A 17,429-nucleotide genomic window follows, 5' to 3' on the forward strand; every position below is an offset into this window, starting at 1 on the left:
GCATAGGCGGCACGGAGCTCACGGGGCTGGGCCCATACCGCGATCTTGGGACCGGCCCCGAAACCCCCACCCGCGCAGGCCCGACACCGCACCTGAACAGCCCCGCGCAGCGGACACACCCCCCGCAGGGGCAACGGCGCACCGTCAACGACACCCGCACCCGGCAACCGCAGTCGCCAGACGGTCCAGTACCCGCTGCGCGGCCTCCGCCGAGCCTCCGGACGTCATGAAGGCGAAAGCCAGAAGGCGGCCTTCGGACGTCACCGCCGTGCCGGCCAGCGTGTTCACGCCCGTGAGGGTGCCCGTTTTGGCGCGGACCAGGCCCCGGCCCCCCGCGTCCGACCCGTAGCGCCCGCGGAGCGTCCCGCTGAAGCCGGCCACCGGCAGGCCCGTGAGGACCGGGCGGAGCTCCGGGTGGCGGGGGTCGGCCGCGCGGGCGAGGAGCTGGGCCAGGAGTTCCGCCGAGACCTGGTCGGCGCGGTCGAGGCCGCTGCCGTCGGCGATGCGGATGCCGGACGTGGGCAGGCCGAGCTTCTCCAGCCGCTCGGTGACGGCTCCGGCCGCGCCCTCGAAGCTCGCGGGGGCCCCCGCGGCGAGCGCGGTCTGCCGGGCGAGCGCTTCGGCGATGTCGTTGTCGCTGTTGGTGAGGGTGCGCTCGACCAGCGCGGACAGGGGCGGGGAGGAGACCGCAGCGATACGTTCCGCCTTGCCGGGCGCCTGGCCCGAGGAGACGTCGTCCTCGACGTCGACGCCCCGTTCGCGCAGCAGGTCGGCGAAGGTGCGGGCCGCGTCGGCGGCCGGTTCTGTGGAGCGGTCGGCCGTGCCGTGGTCGGAGTCGTCGAGGCGGCCCTCGTCGACCATGAGGGCGGTGACGGGGGCGATGTTCTCGTTCGCCCCGATGGGGTGGTCGGTGGGGCCCGCGTAGCGCGAGGTGTCGTAGGTGAGCTTGGTGCGGCCGGTGCCGCGGGCCTTGAGCGCGCGGGCGGTGGCGTCGGCCAGTTCCCGCAGGCTCGCGGGCCGGTCCGGGCCCGCCCGGTCGGGGCGGGCGGTGAGCGTGGGATCGCCCCCGCCGACGAGGACGATGCCGTCGCCGCCGGCGACGACGGTGGTCTCGATGCGGTGGCCGGGCCCGAGGGCGGCGAGGGCCGCCGCGGCCGTGGCCAGCTTGACCGTGGAGGCGGGGGTGTACTCGGTGCCCTCGTCGGCGCCGTACAGCGGTGTGCCGGTGGCGGCGTCGACCACGGCGGCCGAGGTCCGCTCGCCCAGCGCGGGGTCCTTCAGCAGGGGCTCCAGGGCCTCGGCCAGGCCGTCGCGGGTGGGCGGCGGGGCGGCGGGCCGCGCGCCGAGTCCGGCGAGGACCGGGGGAGCCGCGGGGACGGCGGGCCGGGAGTGACGCTCGCCACCCGTCGCCCTTCCGGCCGCCGCAAGATCGCGTTCGGCCTTACGCTGGCCCGAGTCCCAGGGGCCGGCGGCACTCACCGCGCCGGCCGCGACCACCAGGCCCGCCAGGGCGGACACCGCGGCGAACCGCACGGTACGGCGCTGTGCTCGGGGGGCGTTCTGCCACCACCCGATCTGCCATGATCCGGCCTCAGGCACTACGGACCAGCCCCTTTCGCCACCACACGCCTGCGTGAGGGACACTTAATCACCAGACGTTTGTGTTGATCATGGAGGAGCCACCCGTGGAGTTCGACGTCACCATCGAGATCCCGAAGGGTTCGCGGAACAAGTACGAGGTGGACCACGAGACCGGTCGCATCCGCCTGGACCGTCGACTCTTCACCTCGACCAGCTACCCGGCCGACTACGGCTTCGTCGAGAACACCCTCGGTGAGGACGGCGACCCGCTGGACGCGCTCGTCATCCTCGACGAGCCGACGTTCCCGGGTTGCCTCATCAAGTGCCGCGCCATCGGCATGTTCCGGATGACGGACGAGGCCGGCGGCGACGACAAGCTGCTGTGCGTCCCCGCGTCCGACCCGCGCGTGGAGCACCTGCGCGACATCCACCACGTGTCGGAGTTCGACCGTCTGGAGATCCAGCACTTCTTCGAGGTCTACAAGGACCTGGAGCCGGGCAAGTCCGTCGAGGGTGCCGACTGGGTCGGCCGCGCCGAGGCGGAGGCCGAGATCGAGGCTTCCTACAAGCGCCTCGAGGCCGCCGGCGGCTCCCACCACTGAGCCCGGCCCGCGACACCAGCCCCCTCCGGCCTCGCCGGAGGGGGCTTGTCGTTCCGCCCTAGAACCCTCGCGTCCGCTTCGCCGCCCGGCGCGACGCCGCACCACTGGGCACCTTGATGAACATCCGCGACATCTCGGACCCGAGATTCACTCCGATGGCGATGGCGAGCGCCAGCGCCGCCGCCTTGGTGAGGCTGGAGATCCCCGCGTTCATCTCGTTCTTCGCGAAGTTCAGCAGCGCGAAGTACGTGGCACTACCGGGCAGCAGCGGGCCGATGGCCGCCGTGACGTACGGCAGCGCGGACGCGTAGCGGTAGCGGGAGAGCAGCTGGCCGAAGAGGCCGACGACGCCGGCCGCGATGGCCGTGGCGGGCACCGGGTCGAGTTCCGCCGTGTCGGCGAGGGCCGCGTAGATGATCCAGGCGACTCCGCCGTTGATCGTGGCCCACAGCACGGTGTGACGTTCCTGCTGGAGCAGGACCGCGAAGGAGAAGGCCAGGATCATGGCGGCGATGATCTGGACGACGGGCCGTTCCTGGCGTTCCAGGGCGGCCTCGGGGTTGAGGGTGCCGCCGCCGATGTGCACCCCTCCGTAGAGGACGATCAGCACGCCGCAGACGATGCCGGCGATCAGGTAGCCGACTTCCAGGAGGCGGGCGGCGGCGGTGATGTAGTAGCCCGTCAGGCCGTCCTGGACGCCCGCCACCAGCGCTCTTCCCGGGATCAGGGCGAACAGCCCACCGGTGATGACGGCGGACGCCTGGACGTGCGCGTTGCCGGCGCTCAGGGCGACGCCCATGGCCGCGGGCGGCATCGCGGCGGCGACGAACTGGTAGAACTCGGGCAGCCCGCGCCCGGAGGCCAGCCAGGCCAGCCGGTCGCCGAGCATGGCGCCCGCCGCCGCGGCGAGGAAGACGACGACCCCGCCGCCGACGAGCATGGACGCGGCGCCGGCGAGCAGCCCGGAGGCGAGGGTGAGGCCCCAGCCGGGGTAGGGGTGCCGGTTGCGGCGGATCTCGGCCAGCCGGCCGTAGGACTCCTCCAGGGTGAGCCCCTGGGAGGTGATGTCGTGGACGAGCCGGAAGACCGCCGAGAGCCGGTTGTAGTCGGTGCCCCGGCGGCGCACGGTGCGGTTGGCGGTGACCGGGTCGTCGACGAGGGACGGCTGGTAGCTGACGGTCAGCAGGGTGAAGGTGACGGTGGGCTCGCAGCGGTCGAGCCCGTACGCGTGGGCCACGCCGAACATCGCGGCCTCCACGTCCTCGGCGCCCTCGCCGCCCGCGAGCAGCAGCTCGCCGATGCGCAGGGTCAGGTCGAGGATGCGGGGGACGGGCGGCCCGGGCTCGTCCGGCTTCTCGGGGCGGTCGGGGACCGGCCGCTCCCCGACCGGCATCCGCAGCATGGTGCGCATGCGGTCCTGCCAGGGCGACTCCTTGGTCAGGCTGACCCGGGGTATGCCGTGCGGCGGGGTGAACGCGGGGTAGGGCGTGCCGCGGCCGGCGGCGGGCGTGACGGCACCGGCGGGGAGGGCGAAGGCCGACCCCTCCGGTTCGGCCTCCGGCTCCGCGGCGATGCCCTCGGGGATCGCGAACTCCGAGGTCGGGTGCTCCTCCTCGGGAGGAGCGGGCAGGGGAACGCCCAAGGGCGGTGTGAAGGCGCTGCGCGCCTCGTCCGAGGCGGGTTTCCGCTCCTCGGAGGTGTCCGTGTCGGACGGGCTGTCGCCCCACTGCCGATCCGCCACTCGCGCTCCTTGTACGCCTCCTGCCGCCTGTTAAGGCCACCATGCCTGATCAGTGGCTCGTGTGCCCAGTGGGGTCCGGGGTATGCCCGGGGCGGACGGCGGGAGGAGGCGCCGGGAGGTCAGCGCTTGGCGTGGCGGCCGCGCTGGACCGGCGGGCGGCCGTCGCCGGGCGCGCCGGGGCCGCCGGGGGCGGCGGGGTTCTTCTTGGCCTTGGAGCGGGCCCGCAGCAGCTCGATGATCACGGGGACCACGGAGATCAGCACGATGCCGACGAGGATCAGCTCGATGTGCTTGTTGACGAAGTCGACCTTGCCGAGCGCGGCGCCCAGCAGCGTCACGCCGGCGCCCCAGAGCACGCCACCGATGATGTTGAAGATCAGGAAGGACCGGTAGTTCATCCGGCTCACGCCGGCGATGATCGGCGTGAAGGTGCGGATGATGGGCACGAACCGGGCCAGGACCAGCGACTTCGGGCCGTACTTCTCGAAGAATTCGTGCGCCTTCTCCACGTTCTCCTGCTTGAAGAGCTTGGAGTCGGGGCGCTTGAAGAGGGCCGGGCCGACCTTGCGGCCGAAGAGGTACCCCGCCTGGTCGCCCAGGACCGCGGCGAGGACGACGAGCGTGGCGACGAGCCACAGGGGCTTGTCGATCTGGTCGGTCGTGACGAGGAGGCCGAGGGTGAAGAGGAGCGAGTCGCCCGGCAGGAAGAAGCCGATCAGGAGGCCGGACTCCGCGAAGACGATGGCCAGGACGCCGATCAGACCGAAGTGATCGATCAGATAGTTCGCGTCCAGCCACTGCGGGCCGAGCGCGAGGGTGGTCATGGGGGTCACGGGTGACAGGCTCCTGGGTCGAGGGCGCAGGCTCGTGCGAGGCCCGGGCACAGGCGGAGTGGGGTGGTGTGCGGCCCCAAGTTATCAACGCCACCGCCGGGCACCTGGTTCCAGAGGGCCCCGGAGCCCGTACACCCGGTCGGTGCAACCCCGCCACCCCCGCGTGCGTCCCGGACATCAAGCGACAAAACTGCACACGGAGGTGGATGTCATGGGCATCGAGGAGTACGGCGGCGGTCAGCTCGAGAAGTCCGATGTGCTGGTGGTCACCACGAACGACGTCCCGGGGTACCGGGTCGACCGGGTCATCGGCGAGGTCTTCGGCCTGACGGTGCGCTCCCGGCACGTCGGCAGCCAGATCGGCGCGGGCCTGAAGTCCCTGATCGGCGGTGAGCTCAAGGGCTTGACGAAGACCCTGGTGGAGACCCGCAACCAGGCGATGGAGCGGCTGATCGAGCAGGCCAGGGCCCGGGGTGCCAACGCCGTGCTGATGTTCCGCTTCGATGTGACGGAGGCGGCGGACGTGGGCACGGAGGTCTGTGCCTACGGGACGGCCTGCGTCATCTCCCCCAGCCATTGAGGGCACCGGGGCGGGCCGGAAGGCCCGCCCCGGGTGGCACGTGCCGCTACCGCCCCAGTCCCCGGTACCGGCGCAGGGCCAGGGGGACGAAGACCGCGAGCAGGGCGAGCGGCCAGAGCACCGCCAGCGCCGTCGCGTGCTGCGCGGCCCAGGAGTCGCCGCCCGTGCCGGGGTTGCCGAACAGGTCGCGGACGGCCGCCGCCGTGGCCGACATCGGGTTCCACTCGGCGATCGCGCCGAGCCAGCCGGGCATGGACTCGGCCGAGACCATCGCGTTGGACAGGAAGCCGACCGGCCAGATGAGGATCTGTACGGCCTGGACGAGCTCGGGCCGGCCCGCGACCATGCCGAGGTAGATCCCCAGCCAGAGCATCGCGAACCGCAGCAGGAGCAGCAGTCCCACCGCGTAGAGGGCGCTGCCGGCGCCCTCCTGCCAGCGCCAGCCCATCAGCAGCCCGGCCGCGACCATGGCGGCGAGGGCGAGCACCGACTGGAGCATGTCGAGGACGCTGCGGCCGACGAGGACCGCGGAGGGGGACATCGGCAGGGAGCGGAAGCGGTCGATGACGCCCTTGTTGAGGTCCTGGGTGACGGCGACCATCGTGGATTCCAGGCCGAAGGCCATGGTGAGGGCGAGCATGCCGGGGACGAGGAACTGCTTGTAGTCGCCGCCGCCCGCGACGGTCATCCCGCCGCCGAGGAAGTAGGCGAACACCACCAGCAGCATCACCGGGAAGGCGAGGCCGACGATCACCTGGACGGGCTGCCGGGCCCAGTGCGCGAGGCCGCGCCGGGTCATCGTCCAGGAGTCGGTGAGGACCCAGGTGGAGTGGCTCATCGGCGCACGGCCTCCTTGGTGGCGTCCGCGGTGGGGCGGGTGACGTGGAGGAACACCTCGTCGAGCGTCGGGCGGCGCAGCGCGATGTCCTCCGCCTCGATGCCGGCGGCGGTGAGGGTGCCGAGGACGGCGGCGAGGGCGGCCATCCGGTCGGTGACGGGCACGCTGAGGCGGCGGCGGTCGGCGTCGGTGCGCACGTCCGCGGTGCCGAGGGCCCCGGCCACGGCCGAGGCGGCCGCGGCGAGCTGTCCGGCGCGGTGCACGACGATGTCGATGCGGTCGCCGCCGAGGCGGGCCTTGAGCTCGTCGGCGGTCCCTTCGGCGACGGCCCGGCCGGCGTCGACGACCGTGATCCGGTCGGCGAGCTGGTCGGCCTCCTCCAGGTACTGGGTGGTGAGCAGGACGGTCGTGCCGCCGCCGACGAGGGAGCGGACGGCCTCCCACACCTCGGTGCGGCCGCGGGGGTCGAGGCCGGTGGTGGGTTCGTCCAGGAAGAGCACCTCGGGGGCGAGGATCAGGGCGGCCGCGAGGTCGAGGCGGCGGCGCATGCCGCCGCTGTAGCGGGCGACGGGCTTGTGGCCGGCGTCGTCCAGACCGAAGCGGGCCAGCAGTTCGCCGGCGCGGGCGGCGGCCCGGCGGGCGCCCAGGTGGTAGAGCCTGCCGAACATGTCGAGGTTCTGCCGGCCGCTCAGCTCCTCGTCCACCGCGGCGTGCTGCCCGAGCAGTCCGATGCGGTAGCGGACCTCGTCGGGGTCGCGCCGCACGTCGTACCCGGCGACTTCGGCCCGCCCGGCGTCGTGGCGCAGCAGCGTGGACAGGATCCGTACGGCCGTGGTCTTGCCGGCCCCGTTGGGCCCGAGCACGGCGTGGACGGTGCCGCGCGGGACGCTCAGGTCGAGCCCGTCGAGGGCGTGTTTGCCTCCGTAGGTCTTCCGCAGTCCTTCGACAACGATCGCCCGATCGGTGTCAGTCAATGCGCTCTCCTCCGTTTGTAGTCAAGTTTGACTACTTGCTCTCGAAGGTAGCGCGCCTCGCGAAGGTAGTCAAACTTGAATAGCGGCGGTGCCGCGGAGGTGGTGTGTCAGTCCTCGGTCTCGGGGAAGAGGCCGCCCCGCCAGGGCTCGCCCTCGCCCGCCATGACGTACGCGCCGCCCTCCAGGCGCTCGATCAACCCGCGGGTCCACTCCTCCCGGGTCTCCGAGGTGTGCACCCACATCCCCATGATCTCGCCGATGTGACCCCAGCTCTCGCCCTGCTCCGGGGTCCAGTGGCGGTGGATCTCCTCGCGCCAGGCGCGCAGCGACTCCATGCGCTGCTTCAGCAGGCCGACGGCCTCGGCCCGGGGCAGGTCGACCATGAAGCCGACACCGGCGCTGAGGACGTCGACCTTCTGGTCGTAGGAGGAGAGCGCGTCCCGCAGCAGCCGGAAGTACTCCGCCTCCCCCTCGTCCGTCAGCTCGTACTCGGTGCGCGGCGGGCCGCCGGCCTCGCTCGGCGCGACGTCGTGCGCGACCAGCAGCCCGTGCTTCGCCATCGCCTTGAGCGCGTGGTAGATCGAACCGGGTTTGGCGTTGGACCATTCGTGCGCGCCCCAGAACTCCAGGTCGTTGCGCACCTGGTAGCCGTGCGCCCGCCCGTGCTGACGCACCGCCCCCAGGACCAGCAGCCGGATCGCCGACATCGTCTCCTCATTCCACCCGGTCTGTACCGCTGCCCAGACTAGGTGGCGCCCGCGCTCCCGCCCGCGCGCGGGGCCGCTCAGCCCCCGGCGGCCTCGGCCACCAGCTCGTAGGCCGTCCGGCCGTCGAGGGACTCCCGGATGATGTCCGCGTGGCCCGCGTGCCGGCCGATCTCCTCGACCAGGTGCAGCAGCAGCCAGCGCATCGACACCTCGCCCTTGGGGAACCACGGGGCATCGGGCAGCGGGAAGGTGTCCTCCAGGTCGGGCACGGCGCGGATGAACCGCTCGGTCTCCGCCGCGATCTCCTCCCAGCGGGCGAGCATCCCGGCGACGCTCTCGCCTTCCAGGAGCCGGAAGCCGTCCTCCCAGGTGTCCTCGGAGCCGGCCGGCGGCCGTCCTTCGGCCATCCGCACCCAGTTGTCCTCGGCCTGCGCGGCGTGCTTGAGCAGCCCGCCGAGGGAGAGCGCGCTGGCGCTGGGGGTGAGTGCGGCCTGCTCCTCGGACAGCCCGAGGACCGCCCGGCGCAGGCCGCCGCGCTGGGCCTCCACGAACGCCAGCAGGGTGCCGCGCTCGTCGGAGGGGTTCGTCTCGATCACGTGGGTCACCATGGGTCCGGCCTTCCGTCGTTCCGTCGCTCGACGCACCCAAGCTAGAGGCCAATGCGGTCAGTTCCTGTCCGCAATGCGGGGGAAGCGGACCGTCAGAAGGGGAAGCTGCTCCGCCCGTGCTGAATGGAGATCCACTTGGTGGTGGTGAAGGCGTCGATCATGGCGTCCCCGTTGAGCCGCCCCACGCCCGAGTGCTTCTCGCCGCCGAACGGCACGATGGGCTCGTCGTGGACCGTCCCGTCGTTGACGTGGATCATGCCGGTGTCGATGCGCTTGGCGACGCGCACCCCGCGCTCGATGCTCCCGGTGTGGACCGCTCCGCTCAGCCCGTACGGAGTGGCGTTGGCCATCCGGACCGCCTCCTCCTCGCCGTCGAAGGGGATGATCAGCGCCACCGGCCCGAAGATCTCCTGGCCCAGGATCGGCGAGTCGGCCGCCAGACCGGTGAGCACCGACGGCGCGACGAGGGTGCCGTCGCTCTCGCCCCGCAGCAGGACGGTGGCGCCGTCGGCGATGCTCTGGTCGAGCAGGGTGTTGACGGCGTCCGCCTGGCCGGTGTTGATGAGCGGGCCGATGTGGGTGGCGGGGTCCCTCGGGTCCCCGACCTTCAGGGTCCTGACCTTGGCGAGGAACTTCTCGGTGAACTCCCGCTCCACCGACCGGTCCACCAGCACCCGGTTGGCCGCCATGCAGACCTGGCCCTGGTGGATGAAGCGGCTGAAGACCGCGGCGTCGACGGCGTAGTCCAGGTCGGCGTCGTCGAGGACGATCAGGGCGCTGTTGCCGCCGAGTTCGAGGATGACGCGCTTGAAGTGCGTCGCGGCGACGGTGGCGACGTGGCGGCCCACCTTGTCGGAGCCGGTGAAGGAGATGACCTTGGGCACCGGGTGTTCGATCAGCGCGTCGCCGATCTCCGCGATGTCGGTGACGACGACGTTGAGCACGCCCGGCGGCAGCCCGGCCTCCTCGAAGACCCTGGCGACCAGGCCGCCGCCGCAGATCGGGGTGTTCTGGTGGGGCTTGAGCACCACGGCGTTGCCGAGGGCGAGCGCCGGGGCGACGGATTTGATCGAGAGCAGGAAGGGGAAGTTGAAGGGGCTGATCACCCCGACGACCCCGACCGGGAGCTTGTAGAGGCGGTTCTCCTTGGTGTCGTCGGGCGAGGGCAGGATGCGGCCCTCGGCCCGCAGCGCGAGGTGGATCGCCTCGCGCAGGAACTCGCGCACCAGGTGGAGCTCGAAGCCCGCCTTGACGGCCGTGCCGCCGCACTCCGCGGTGATCGCCGCGGCCAGCTCGCACTCCCGGTCGTCGATGATCCGCAGCGCCCGCTCGAAGACGAGCCGGCGGGTGTACGGGTTGGTGGCGCCCCACGCGCGCTGGGCCTCCTCGGCGGCGCGGTACGCCTGGTCTATCTCGCCCACGCCCGCCACGGTGATGGAGGCGAGCTTCTCCCCGTCGTAGGGATTGAAGTCGACGATGTCCCAGGAGCCGGTGCCGGACCGCCACTCCCCGCCGATGTACTGGAAAGCCAACTCGTCGAAGTAGGACATGCGCCATCCCTGCCTGGAGAATCGGGGGCGCACGGGGCGCCCGGATCCGGAATGCATACTCCTGATGGGACGTCATCGTACTGATGTGTCATACGAGTTGAAGCAGGCGCCTCAGCAGATCCCGTGATTCCGCAGGCGGGAGGCTGTCTTCGTGGAGGCGTTCCATGACCTTTCCGTACTGGGCCACTTCATCGGGCTTGTCCAGATACAGCGCGCTGGTGAGCTGTTCCAGATAGACCACGTCCGAGAGGTCCGACTCGGGAAAGCGCAGCATGGTGAAGGCACCGCTCTCCCCGGCGTGGCCGCCGTGCGCAAAAGGCATCACCTGGAGCGTCACATTGGACTGCTCGGAGATCTCGACGAGGTGCTGGAGCTGGCCGCGCATCACGTCCGGGCCACCGTAGGGGCGGTGCAGCGCGGCCTCGTCGAGCACCGCGTGGAAGTGCGGGGCCCGCTCGGAGAACAGCAGTTTCTGGCGCTCCATGCGCAGCGAGACCCGGCGCTCGACCTCGGCCTCCTCGGCCGTCGGCTGTCCGCGCACGACGACGGCGTGGGCGTACCCCTCGGTCTGGAGCAGGCCGTGCACGAACTGCACTTCGTAGATCGAGATGTGTGAGGCGGCGCCCTCCAGCCCGACGTAGGTCTGGAACCACCCCGGCAGCACATCGCCGTAGCTGTGCCACCAGCCGGCGACGTTGGCCTCGCGGGCCAGGCCGAGCAGCGCCTCGCGCTCCTGCCCGTCCGTGACGCCGTAGAGCGTGAGCAGATCCTCGACATCGCGTGCCTTGAAGCTCACCCGTCCCAGCTCCATACGGCTGATCTTCGACTCGGACGCCCGGATCGAGTAGCCCGCCGCCTCGCGCGTGATGCCCCGCGACTCCCGCATACTCCTGAGCTGTGAGCCCAGGAGTATGCGGCGCACCACAGAACCGCTCGACTCGCTCGTGGCCATCTCTGCGACTCCTCCTCTTCCGGCTCTTCCGGATCCTGTACCGGCCGTGCCGCTTCCGCACCCTCCCGGGGCGACCCCCGCTACCCCCGGCCGTGAAGTCTGCCACCTTCGGGCTCCGTTGAGTGTGCATCCGGTTACGCGACGGGGACCAGACCGGGGGACGTACGCCGGAGGGCGTAGGAAGAATTGCTGCCGAACCGGAGCGTGCGCCCCTAAAACCCCCGCGTGCACGTGCATCTGCCCTTGCATCCGCCCCCCGCATTGGGAACGATGGGTGACGCACACGTGCGTGTCACGTCCACGATTGCCAGGAGTGCCTCGGATGGGTACCGAAGGATCGACTGTGCTCTCCCCTCTGTGGCGAGGGCTGCCACCGATCGCCCCACCGGCCGCACCGAACTCCGCCTCCTGCGCACTGCCACCCCGCTTCGAAGCGGTCCGCACGGCACGGAAGTTCACCAGGGCGACGCTCCAGCAGTGGGATCTGCACGGGCTCTTCGACGATGTGGCACTGGTCGTCTCCGAGTTGGTGACCAACTCGATGCGCTACGCGCTGCCCGCCGACGCGATATCCGCCGGCCACGAACCCCCGGTGCGGCTGCATCTGATGCGCTGGACGTCACGCCTGGTGTGCGCGGTGCGCGACCCCAGCGAGGAGAGCCCGGTGGCCGGCGTCGCGGACGCGTCGGCGGAGTGCGGGCGGGGGCTGCTGCTGGTGGAGTCCTTCAGCGACACCTGGGGCTGGCACCCGCTCGCGGGGGCCCTGCACGGCAAGGTGGTCTGGGCGCTGTTCCGGCTGCCGCGCGAGCGCGACTGACGCCCGGGAGCACCGGGTGCCTCAGTCGCTCACCAGATAGTCGAATTCGCCGTCTTTGATTCCCCGCAGCATGGCATCGATCTCCGCCGGGGTGTAGACGAGCGCCGGGCCGTCCGGGTGGCGGGAATTGCGCACGGCGACCCCGCCACCCGGCAGCTTCGCGAACTCCACGCAGGAGCCCTGGGAGTTGGAGTGCCGGCTCTTGCGCCAGACGACGTCTTCGAGATCCGCGGCGGCCATGCCGTTGTGAGCGTCAGGCACAGGACTCTCCCGGAGCTTTGCAGGGGGCACCCCCGGCGAAAGTCGTGAGGGTGGCAACTTCTCCGGATCATAGCGGCGTTCATGTGCTTATGCATGAGCCGATGCACGTGCACTGACGGTGTCCCCGCCGTGACGTCCCGGTGCCGGGCGGCGCCCCGGCTACTTCCCGGAGGAATAGGGCAGCAGGGCCATTTCGCGGGCATTCTTGATCGCGCGGGCCAGTTGCCGCTGCTGCTGCGCGGTGACCCGGGTCACCTTGCGGCTGCGGATCTTCCCGCGGTCCGAGATGAACTTCCGCAGCAGATCGGTGTCCTTGTAGTCGATATAGGTGATGCCCGCGGTTTCCAGGGGATTCGGTCGCGGCTTGAGGTTTCTGCGGTGGTCGGGGCGGCGGGGCATGCTCGGTGCCTTTCAGGGGTGGTCGAATGCGGTCCGCGGTCAGGAAACCGGGTCCAGGAGTTCGTCGAACGCGGGCATGAGCCGGCGCCAGGCATCCGGGCCTCCCGCGTATTCGGCGTCGCTCAGCAGGCAGGACTCCAGCAGGGCGCGCAGCCCGTCGGCGTCGAGCCCCGGCGAGGTGAAGGTGAGGTACTGGGCGCGGTCGCCGTGCTCGGGGTGCCAGTCCAGGGCGGCGGCCACCCGCCGGGTCGCGGGCACCATCTCCCAGGCGGCGTCCGGCAGCGAGGCCAGCCAGGGGCCGGCGTTCTCGACGCACAGGGCGCCGCCCGCGGAGTCCCAGGCCAGCAGGGTGTCGGGCCGGTCGGCGAGCCAGAACCGCCCCCGGCTGCGGGCGGCGGCGCAGCACAGCTCCTCCAGGGCGGCGAAGAGCCGCTCCGGGTGGAAGGGCCTGCGGGCCCGCCAGACGACGGTGGTGACGCCGTCGGCGTCGGCCTCCTGCGGCAGGAGCGCGCAGGCGGGGTGCTGCCGGTCGGCGGCCGCCTCCACGTCGAACCCGGCGACGGCCGCGGCGGCGAGCTCCACGGAGTCGACGCCGATGTGCCGTGCGGTGGGGACGAGTTGGGCGAGCAGGGCATAGTCGGTCGCGTCGGCGGGCTCGACGTCGACCTCCACCGGGGAGGCCGCGGCGGACGTGTCGCCCGCCGCCGTGCTCCCCGCCCCCCGGGCCGCGCCGTCACCCGTGTCCCCGGCGCGGCCGGTGACGTCCTCCGCCAGGGCCAGCACCGAGACGTACTCCAGCTGGCGGGCGAAGGTGTCGGCCACCGTGCGCTGGTCGGAGGCGGCGGCCGCGAGGCCGGCCTCGGCCAGGTCGTCGCCGCAGCCGAGGTAGGGCAGCACCAGGGCGGGGTCGACGGCGGTGATCACGCCGGTGAGCCGGACGCCGTCCCCGCCGTGGGCGGCCACGACCTCGGCCATGGCCTTGGGCTCGACGGAGTCCCACAGCTCCACGACGGCGAGCCGGCAGGTCCCGGCGCCGGCGAGCCGCTCCAGCTCCGGCATCAGGTCCTCGCGAAGCGCGCAGCAGGCACAGTCGTTGGCCAGCGGGGCCTCGCCCTCGTCCAGCGTCCCGGCCCGGTCCCGGACGGTCCGGTGGACCGTGCCGGCGGCGGCCGACGCCAGGTCGTGGTGGAGGGCGACGCTGCCGGGCACGGTGTGCAGCAGCCGGTCCACGGCGGTCCGGCGGGCATCGGCGTGCAGCCCGCCGACCAGCACCACGGACAGCGGCCCCGCGGCGCTCACCGGCCGGCCTCGCGCTTGCCGTAACGGCGCTCGAAGCGCTCGACCCGGCCGGCGGTGTCCATGACGCGGGCGGTGCCGGTGTAGAAGGGGTGGCTCGCCGAGGAGATCTCCACGTCGACGACGGGATAGGTGTTGCCGTCCTCCCACTCCACCGTCTTGTCGCTGGTGGCGGTGGAACGGGTGAGGAAGGCGTAGTCCGCGGCGCGGTCGCGGAAGACGACCGGCCCGTAGGCGGGGTGGATTCCGGGCTGCATGACGGTCAGCGCTCCTCTCGGAAGGTGACGTGACGGCGGGCGATCGGATCGAACTTGCGCAGTTCCATGCGGTCGGGGTCGTTACGCCGGTTCTTGCGGGTGACGTAGGTGTAGCCGGTCCCTGCGGTGGACCGGAGCTTGATGACAGGGCGTAGCTCGTTGCGGGCCATACGGGCTACTATACAGAAATGGTTTCCATTTTCATTAGGGCTTCGGGGCCCACCCCCGACCAGGAGGTCTGAACCATGTCCGCCCACTGCCAGCTCACCGGCCGCAAGCCGGGCTTCGGCAACTCCATCTCCCACTCCCACCGGCGCACCGGCCGCCGCTTCGACCCCAACATCCAGCGCAAGCGCTACTGGCTCGCGAGCGAGGGCCGCCACGTGCGGCTGACGCTGAGCGCCAAGGGCATCAAGACCGTCGACACGATCGGCGTCGAGGCAGCGGTGGCCCGCATCCGGGCCCGGGGGGAGAAGGTCTGATGGCGAAGAAGAGCAAGATCGCGAAGAACGAGCAGCGCCGGCTGACGGTCGCCCGCTACGCGGCGCGGCGCGCCCTGCTGAAGGCGGTCATCCGCGACGCGGGCACCCCGGAGGCCGAACGCCTGGCGGCCACGCGCGAGCTGCGCCGCCAGCCGCGCGACGCGAGTGCGACGCGCGTGCGGAACAGGGACTCGGTTGACGGACGTCCGCGCGGATACCTGCGCACGTTCGGGCTGTCCCGGGTGAACCTGCGCGAGCAGGCGCATGCGGGGTATCTGCCGGGGGTGCGCAAGTCGAGCTGGTAGGGGTTCGCGCTGGCCGGCTCGCCTCGGCTGCGGGCCGGTCTGCCGCCTAGGGCGGCGAGCGGCCTGCGGCCGCGTCCTCAAGCTCCCCCAGCTAACGCTGGGAGGCGCCCCCGGACGGGCTAGAAGCCCGTCCGGCGTTTGAGGTCACCACGGCAGGCCACCGCACGAACGTGCACCGGCGGCCGTCGGACGTCGAGCTCAGCGACCGCCGCCCGTCGGCAGCAGCAACAGCTGGTCGGCGTAGCACCACGCCCAGTCCTCGCCCGGTTCGAAAGAACGGGCGACATCGTGGCCGCTCTCCTCACGCGCGTGCGCGCTCGCGTGCCGGTTGGGGGAACTGTCGCAGCAGCCGATGTGGCCGCAGGCCAGGCACTCGCGCAGGTGCAGCCACGTGGAACCGGTCCGCAGGCAGTCCTCGCAGCCTTCCGTGGTGCTCGGCGACACCTCGCGGACCTCGCCCAGGTGGGCGCAGTCCCGCTGGGTCGCCTTGCCCTCGACGTCGGCGGCGACCTGCCAGTCCTTCGACTCACTCGGCTCGCTCATGCCTTCGAGCGTAGGCCGGAGGGCGGGTCGTCGCACGGCGAAGCACAAGGTCACGGCCGTTGTCAGACCCCCCTGGCAGACTCACGGACGTGAGATGGGCGGTGGCGGAGACGGGCGACGGGGGTGTTCGTCTCTGCCCCGTCGACCCCTCCGGGGCGCCCGCCGGGCCCGTCGAGTCGGCGGCCTCCGCGGCCGAGGCGATCCGGTCCCACCCGGAAGCCGAGCGGTGGGTGTGGCGGTCCACCGCCGAGCTCTACCCGCGCCTGCTCGGCGCCGGCGTCCGGGTCGAGCGCTGTTACGACGTCGAGGCCGCCGAGTCCCTCCTCATCGGCCACACAGAGGGCCAGTCCGGCCAGCCCCGCTCCCTCGCTGCCGCCTGGGCGCGGCTGCGCGGCCTGCCCGTGCCCGCCGACCCGCCGGCCCGCGCCGCCGGGGGCCAGCCGTCCCTTTTCGAGCCCGGGCCCGTGCCCCTGCCGGAGGGCACCGATCCGCTCGACGCCCTGCTGGAGGTGTACGCCGGGCAGCTGAGCCGTACCGACTCCACCGAGCACCCCGGCCGGATGCGGCTCCTCCTCGCCCTGGAGTCCGCCGGCACGCTCGTCGCCGCCGAGCTCAACCGCACCGGGCTGCCCTGGCGGGCCGACGTCCACCGCGAGCTCCTCACCGAGCTCCTCGGCGAGCGCTACCCCGGCGGCCTCGAACCCCGGCGCCTCGCCGAGCTCGCCGACGAGGTCACCCGGGCCTTCGGCGGCGACGTCCGCGTCCGCCCCGACCTGGCCGCCGACATCATCCGGGCCTTCGCCCGCCAAGGCATCACCCTGAGCTCCACCCGCGCCTGGGAACTGCGGGAGCTCGACCACCCCGCCGTCGAGCCGCTCCTGGAGTACAAGAAGCTCTACCGCCTCCACACCGCCCACGGCTGGTCCTGGCTCCACACCTGGGTGCGGGACGGGCGGTTCCGCGCCGAGTACGTCCCCAGCGGCTCCGTCACCGGCCGCTGGACCACCAACGGCGGCGGCGCCCTCCAGATCCCCCGCGTCGTCCGCCGCGCCGTCGTCGCCGACCCCGGCCGGCTGCTCGTCGTCGCCGACGCCGATCAGCTCGAACCCCGCATCCTCGCCGCCGTCTCCCGCGACCCCGGCCTGATGGAGATCGCCGCCGCCGACCGCGATCTCTACGCCGCCGTCTCCGACCGTGCCTTCGCCGGCGACCGCGAGCAGGCCAAGCTCGCCGTCCTCGGCGCCGTCTACGGGCAGACCTCCGGCGACGGCCTCAAGCATCTGGCCGACCTGCGGCGCCGCTTCCCCGCCGCCGTCGCCTACGTCGACGACGCCGCCCGGGCCGGCGTGGAGGGCCGGCTCGTCCGCACCTTCCTCGGGCGCACCTGCCCTCCGGCGTCCTCCGCCACGCCCGACGAGGCCGGGATCCCCCAGGACGGCCCCTCGCCGGACGACGGGTACGGGTCCACGCCCGCCGACCGCGCCCGGGGCCGCTTCACCCGCAATTTCGTCGTCCAGGGTGCCGCGGCCGACTGGGCCCTCGCTTTACTGGCCGCACTCCGGCAGGCGCTCGTCGGCCTCGACGCGGAGCTGGTGTTCTTCCAGCACGACGAGGTGATCGTGCACTGCCGAGCGCAGGAGGCGGACGCGGTCACCGCCGCGATTCGCGCCTCTTCGGCACGGGCGGCCGCGGTGGTTTTCGGGGATGTTCCTGTGCGGTTTCCTTTCACGGTGGCGGCTGTTGCCTGTTATTCCGACGCGAAGGGGTGATGCGGCCGTTGCCGCTGCGCGGAGCCGCTCCGCTGCGCGGGGCGTTGCCGGGTTTCTCGCCGTTTCCCCTGCGGGGGGCGTGTCCGCTGCGCGGGGCTGTTCAGGTGCGGTGGCGGGTGGGGAGAAAACCCTCTGTGGTTTCGGTGCCTTGCCGGGTGCAGGGTCACCACAGGTCTTTTCTCCCACCCACTCACGTAAGGGGGTGGGTCGGAGCGGGCCTGTTGTCGGGGCGTAAAGCGTCACCACGTACAACGCCAAGGGCGTGCTGCCGCACGGGCACGAGCTGAACTACGGCGCGGTCACCGGCTACATGGACGGCATCCTGTCCTTTCCC

Annotated in this window: 21 protein-coding genes; 6 read left to right on the plus strand and 15 right to left on the minus strand. The window is 72.1% G+C overall.

Annotation, left to right across the window (positions count from 1 at the left end; translation table 11 throughout):
- Positions 1-144: 144 nt before the first annotated feature.
- Entirely contained in the window at positions 145-1,599 is a 1,455-nt protein-coding gene (gene dacB, locus ABZ951_RS31505; RefSeq protein ID WP_344097020.1) for a D-alanyl-D-alanine carboxypeptidase/D-alanyl-D-alanine-endopeptidase, read from the minus strand.
- Positions 1,600-1,685: 86 nt separating this feature from the next.
- Here dacB and ABZ951_RS31510 point away from each other — a divergent pair, with 86 nt between their 5' ends.
- Positions 1,686-2,183 carry an inorganic diphosphatase gene (locus ABZ951_RS31510; RefSeq protein ID WP_130878794.1) on the plus strand — a complete coding sequence of 166 codons (498 nt, stop codon included), beginning with the start codon at positions 1,686-1,688 and terminating at the stop codon, positions 2,181-2,183.
- A 58-nt stretch (positions 2,184-2,241) separates the two neighbouring features.
- On the opposite strand, the gene ABZ951_RS31515 is transcribed toward ABZ951_RS31510, so the two are convergent.
- Positions 2,242-3,924 (minus strand): threonine/serine exporter family protein, encoded by a 1,683-nt coding sequence (locus ABZ951_RS31515; RefSeq protein WP_344097026.1) that lies wholly within the window; start codon positions 3,922-3,924, stop codon positions 2,242-2,244.
- A 119-nt stretch (positions 3,925-4,043) separates the two neighbouring features.
- A complete protein-coding gene (locus ABZ951_RS31520; protein ID WP_344097068.1) occupies positions 4,044-4,748 on the minus strand; it encodes a VTT domain-containing protein in 705 nt (234 codons plus the stop codon).
- A gap of 220 nt (positions 4,749-4,968) precedes the next feature.
- On the opposite strand from ABZ951_RS31520, the gene ABZ951_RS31525 reads away from it, so the two are divergent.
- Positions 4,969-5,337, plus strand: coding sequence for a YbjQ family protein (locus ABZ951_RS31525; protein ID WP_344097029.1), 369 nt, complete (start codon positions 4,969-4,971; stop codon positions 5,335-5,337).
- Positions 5,338-5,383: 46 nt separating this feature from the next.
- Here the strand turns inward: ABZ951_RS31525 and ABZ951_RS31530 are convergent, their stop codons facing one another.
- The 6 genes from ABZ951_RS31530 to ABZ951_RS31555 all read right to left on the minus strand — a co-directional run bounded on the left by ABZ951_RS31530 (position 5,384) and on the right by ABZ951_RS31555 (position 10,966).
- The gene (locus ABZ951_RS31530) at positions 5,384-6,175 is read right to left on the minus strand and encodes an ABC transporter permease (RefSeq protein WP_344097031.1); all 792 of its coding nucleotides are present in this window, start codon (positions 6,173-6,175) and stop codon (positions 5,384-5,386) included.
- A complete protein-coding gene (locus tag ABZ951_RS31535) occupies positions 6,172-7,149 on the minus strand; it encodes an ATP-binding cassette domain-containing protein (RefSeq protein ID WP_344097033.1) in 978 nt (325 codons plus the stop codon). Before ABZ951_RS31535 ends, ABZ951_RS31530 begins: the two co-directional genes overlap by 4 nt.
- Before the next feature lie 107 nt (positions 7,150-7,256).
- The gene (locus ABZ951_RS31540) at positions 7,257-7,856 is read right to left on the minus strand and encodes a PadR family transcriptional regulator (RefSeq protein WP_344097035.1); all 600 of its coding nucleotides are present in this window, start codon (positions 7,854-7,856) and stop codon (positions 7,257-7,259) included.
- A 77-nt stretch (positions 7,857-7,933) separates the two neighbouring features.
- On the minus strand, positions 7,934-8,464 hold the full coding sequence (locus ABZ951_RS31545) for a DinB family protein (protein ID WP_344097039.1): 531 nt from the start codon (positions 8,462-8,464) through the stop codon (positions 7,934-7,936).
- A 92-nt stretch (positions 8,465-8,556) separates the two neighbouring features.
- Positions 8,557-10,014: an aldehyde dehydrogenase family protein gene (locus ABZ951_RS31550; RefSeq protein ID WP_344097041.1), complete on the minus strand. Its 1,458-nt coding sequence runs from the start codon at positions 10,012-10,014 to the stop codon at positions 8,557-8,559.
- 88 nt (positions 10,015-10,102) lie between these two features.
- The gene (locus ABZ951_RS31555) at positions 10,103-10,966 is read right to left on the minus strand and encodes a helix-turn-helix transcriptional regulator (protein WP_344097043.1); all 864 of its coding nucleotides are present in this window, start codon (positions 10,964-10,966) and stop codon (positions 10,103-10,105) included.
- A 322-nt stretch (positions 10,967-11,288) separates the two neighbouring features.
- On the opposite strand from ABZ951_RS31555, the gene ABZ951_RS31560 reads away from it, so the two are divergent.
- Entirely contained in the window at positions 11,289-11,783 is a 495-nt protein-coding gene (locus tag ABZ951_RS31560) for an ATP-binding protein (RefSeq protein ID WP_344097045.1), read from the plus strand.
- 21 nt (positions 11,784-11,804) lie between these two features.
- Here ABZ951_RS31560 and ABZ951_RS31565 read toward each other — a convergent pair whose 3' ends face one another.
- The 5 genes from ABZ951_RS31565 to rpmG all read right to left on the minus strand — a co-directional run bounded on the left by ABZ951_RS31565 (position 11,805) and on the right by rpmG (position 14,166).
- Positions 11,805-12,044 (minus strand): DUF397 domain-containing protein, encoded by a 240-nt coding sequence (locus ABZ951_RS31565; RefSeq protein WP_344097048.1) that lies wholly within the window; start codon positions 12,042-12,044, stop codon positions 11,805-11,807.
- A 159-nt stretch (positions 12,045-12,203) separates the two neighbouring features.
- Positions 12,204-12,443, minus strand: a complete 240-nt coding sequence (rpsR, locus tag ABZ951_RS31570; protein WP_344097050.1) for a 30S ribosomal protein S18 — start codon at positions 12,441-12,443, stop codon at positions 12,204-12,206.
- A 39-nt stretch (positions 12,444-12,482) separates the two neighbouring features.
- A complete protein-coding gene (locus ABZ951_RS31575; RefSeq protein WP_344097052.1) occupies positions 12,483-13,742 on the minus strand; it encodes a GTP-binding protein in 1,260 nt (419 codons plus the stop codon).
- On the minus strand, positions 13,739-13,996 hold the full coding sequence (locus ABZ951_RS31580; protein ID WP_344097054.1) for a type B 50S ribosomal protein L31: 258 nt from the start codon (positions 13,994-13,996) through the stop codon (positions 13,739-13,741). Before ABZ951_RS31580 ends, ABZ951_RS31575 begins: the two co-directional genes overlap by 4 nt.
- A 5-nt stretch (positions 13,997-14,001) precedes the next feature.
- Positions 14,002-14,166, minus strand: a complete 165-nt coding sequence (gene rpmG / locus ABZ951_RS31585; RefSeq protein WP_344097056.1) for a 50S ribosomal protein L33 — start codon at positions 14,164-14,166, stop codon at positions 14,002-14,004.
- A 75-nt stretch (positions 14,167-14,241) separates the two neighbouring features.
- On the opposite strand from rpmG, the gene rpmB reads away from it, so the two are divergent.
- Positions 14,242-14,478 (plus strand): 50S ribosomal protein L28, encoded by a 237-nt coding sequence (gene rpmB / locus ABZ951_RS31590; protein WP_344097059.1) that lies wholly within the window; start codon positions 14,242-14,244, stop codon positions 14,476-14,478.
- The gene (gene rpsN, locus ABZ951_RS31595) at positions 14,478-14,783 is read left to right on the plus strand and encodes a 30S ribosomal protein S14 (protein WP_344097061.1); all 306 of its coding nucleotides are present in this window, start codon (positions 14,478-14,480) and stop codon (positions 14,781-14,783) included. The genes rpmB and rpsN overlap by 1 nt, the downstream gene beginning before the upstream one ends.
- Before the next feature lie 198 nt (positions 14,784-14,981).
- On the opposite strand, the gene ABZ951_RS31600 is transcribed toward rpsN, so the two are convergent.
- Positions 14,982-15,326, minus strand: coding sequence for a UBP-type zinc finger domain-containing protein (locus ABZ951_RS31600; RefSeq protein WP_344097063.1), 345 nt, complete (start codon positions 15,324-15,326; stop codon positions 14,982-14,984).
- An 89-nt stretch (positions 15,327-15,415) separates the two neighbouring features.
- Between ABZ951_RS31600 and ABZ951_RS31605 the strand changes: the two genes are divergently transcribed.
- Complete coding sequence (locus ABZ951_RS31605) at positions 15,416-17,095, plus strand: bifunctional 3'-5' exonuclease/DNA polymerase (RefSeq protein ID WP_344097065.1); 1,680 nt, start codon at positions 15,416-15,418, stop codon at positions 17,093-17,095.
- The last annotated feature ends 334 nt before the right edge of the window (positions 17,096-17,429 follow it).

It is taken from the genome of Streptomyces sp. NPDC046215, from assembly GCF_040646215.1.
Lineage (GTDB): Bacteria > Actinomycetota > Actinomycetes > Streptomycetales > Streptomycetaceae > Streptomyces > Streptomyces stramineus.

Excerpts from the sequence above, each read along its gene's own strand:
- ABZ951_RS31520 (WP_344097068.1), bottom strand. The coding sequence starts at position 4,748 with ATGACCACCCTCGCGCTCGGCCCGCAGTGGCTGGACGCGAACTATCTG.
- ABZ951_RS31525 (WP_344097029.1), top strand. The coding sequence starts at position 4,969 with ATGGGCATCGAGGAGTACGGCGGCGGTCAGCTCGAGAAGTCCGATGTG.
- ABZ951_RS31530 (WP_344097031.1), bottom strand. The coding sequence starts at position 6,175 with ATGAGCCACTCCACCTGGGTCCTCACCGACTCCTGGACGATGACCCGG.
- ABZ951_RS31540 (WP_344097035.1), bottom strand. The coding sequence starts at position 7,856 with ATGTCGGCGATCCGGCTGCTGGTCCTGGGGGCGGTGCGTCAGCACGGG.
- ABZ951_RS31545 (WP_344097039.1), bottom strand. The coding sequence starts at position 8,464 with ATGGTGACCCACGTGATCGAGACGAACCCCTCCGACGAGCGCGGCACC.
- ABZ951_RS31550 (WP_344097041.1), bottom strand. The coding sequence starts at position 10,014 with ATGTCCTACTTCGACGAGTTGGCTTTCCAGTACATCGGCGGGGAGTGG.
- ABZ951_RS31555 (WP_344097043.1), bottom strand. The coding sequence starts at position 10,966 with ATGGCCACGAGCGAGTCGAGCGGTTCTGTGGTGCGCCGCATACTCCTG.
- ABZ951_RS31560 (WP_344097045.1), top strand. The coding sequence starts at position 11,289 with ATGGGTACCGAAGGATCGACTGTGCTCTCCCCTCTGTGGCGAGGGCTG.
- rpsR (WP_344097050.1), bottom strand. The coding sequence starts at position 12,443 with ATGCCCCGCCGCCCCGACCACCGCAGAAACCTCAAGCCGCGACCGAAT.
- ABZ951_RS31580 (WP_344097054.1), bottom strand. The coding sequence starts at position 13,996 with ATGCAGCCCGGAATCCACCCCGCCTACGGGCCGGTCGTCTTCCGCGAC.
- rpmG (WP_344097056.1), bottom strand. The coding sequence starts at position 14,166 with ATGGCCCGCAACGAGCTACGCCCTGTCATCAAGCTCCGGTCCACCGCA.
- rpmB (WP_344097059.1), top strand. The coding sequence starts at position 14,242 with ATGTCCGCCCACTGCCAGCTCACCGGCCGCAAGCCGGGCTTCGGCAAC.
- rpsN (WP_344097061.1), top strand. The coding sequence starts at position 14,478 with ATGGCGAAGAAGAGCAAGATCGCGAAGAACGAGCAGCGCCGGCTGACG.
- ABZ951_RS31600 (WP_344097063.1), bottom strand. The coding sequence starts at position 15,326 with ATGAGCGAGCCGAGTGAGTCGAAGGACTGGCAGGTCGCCGCCGACGTC.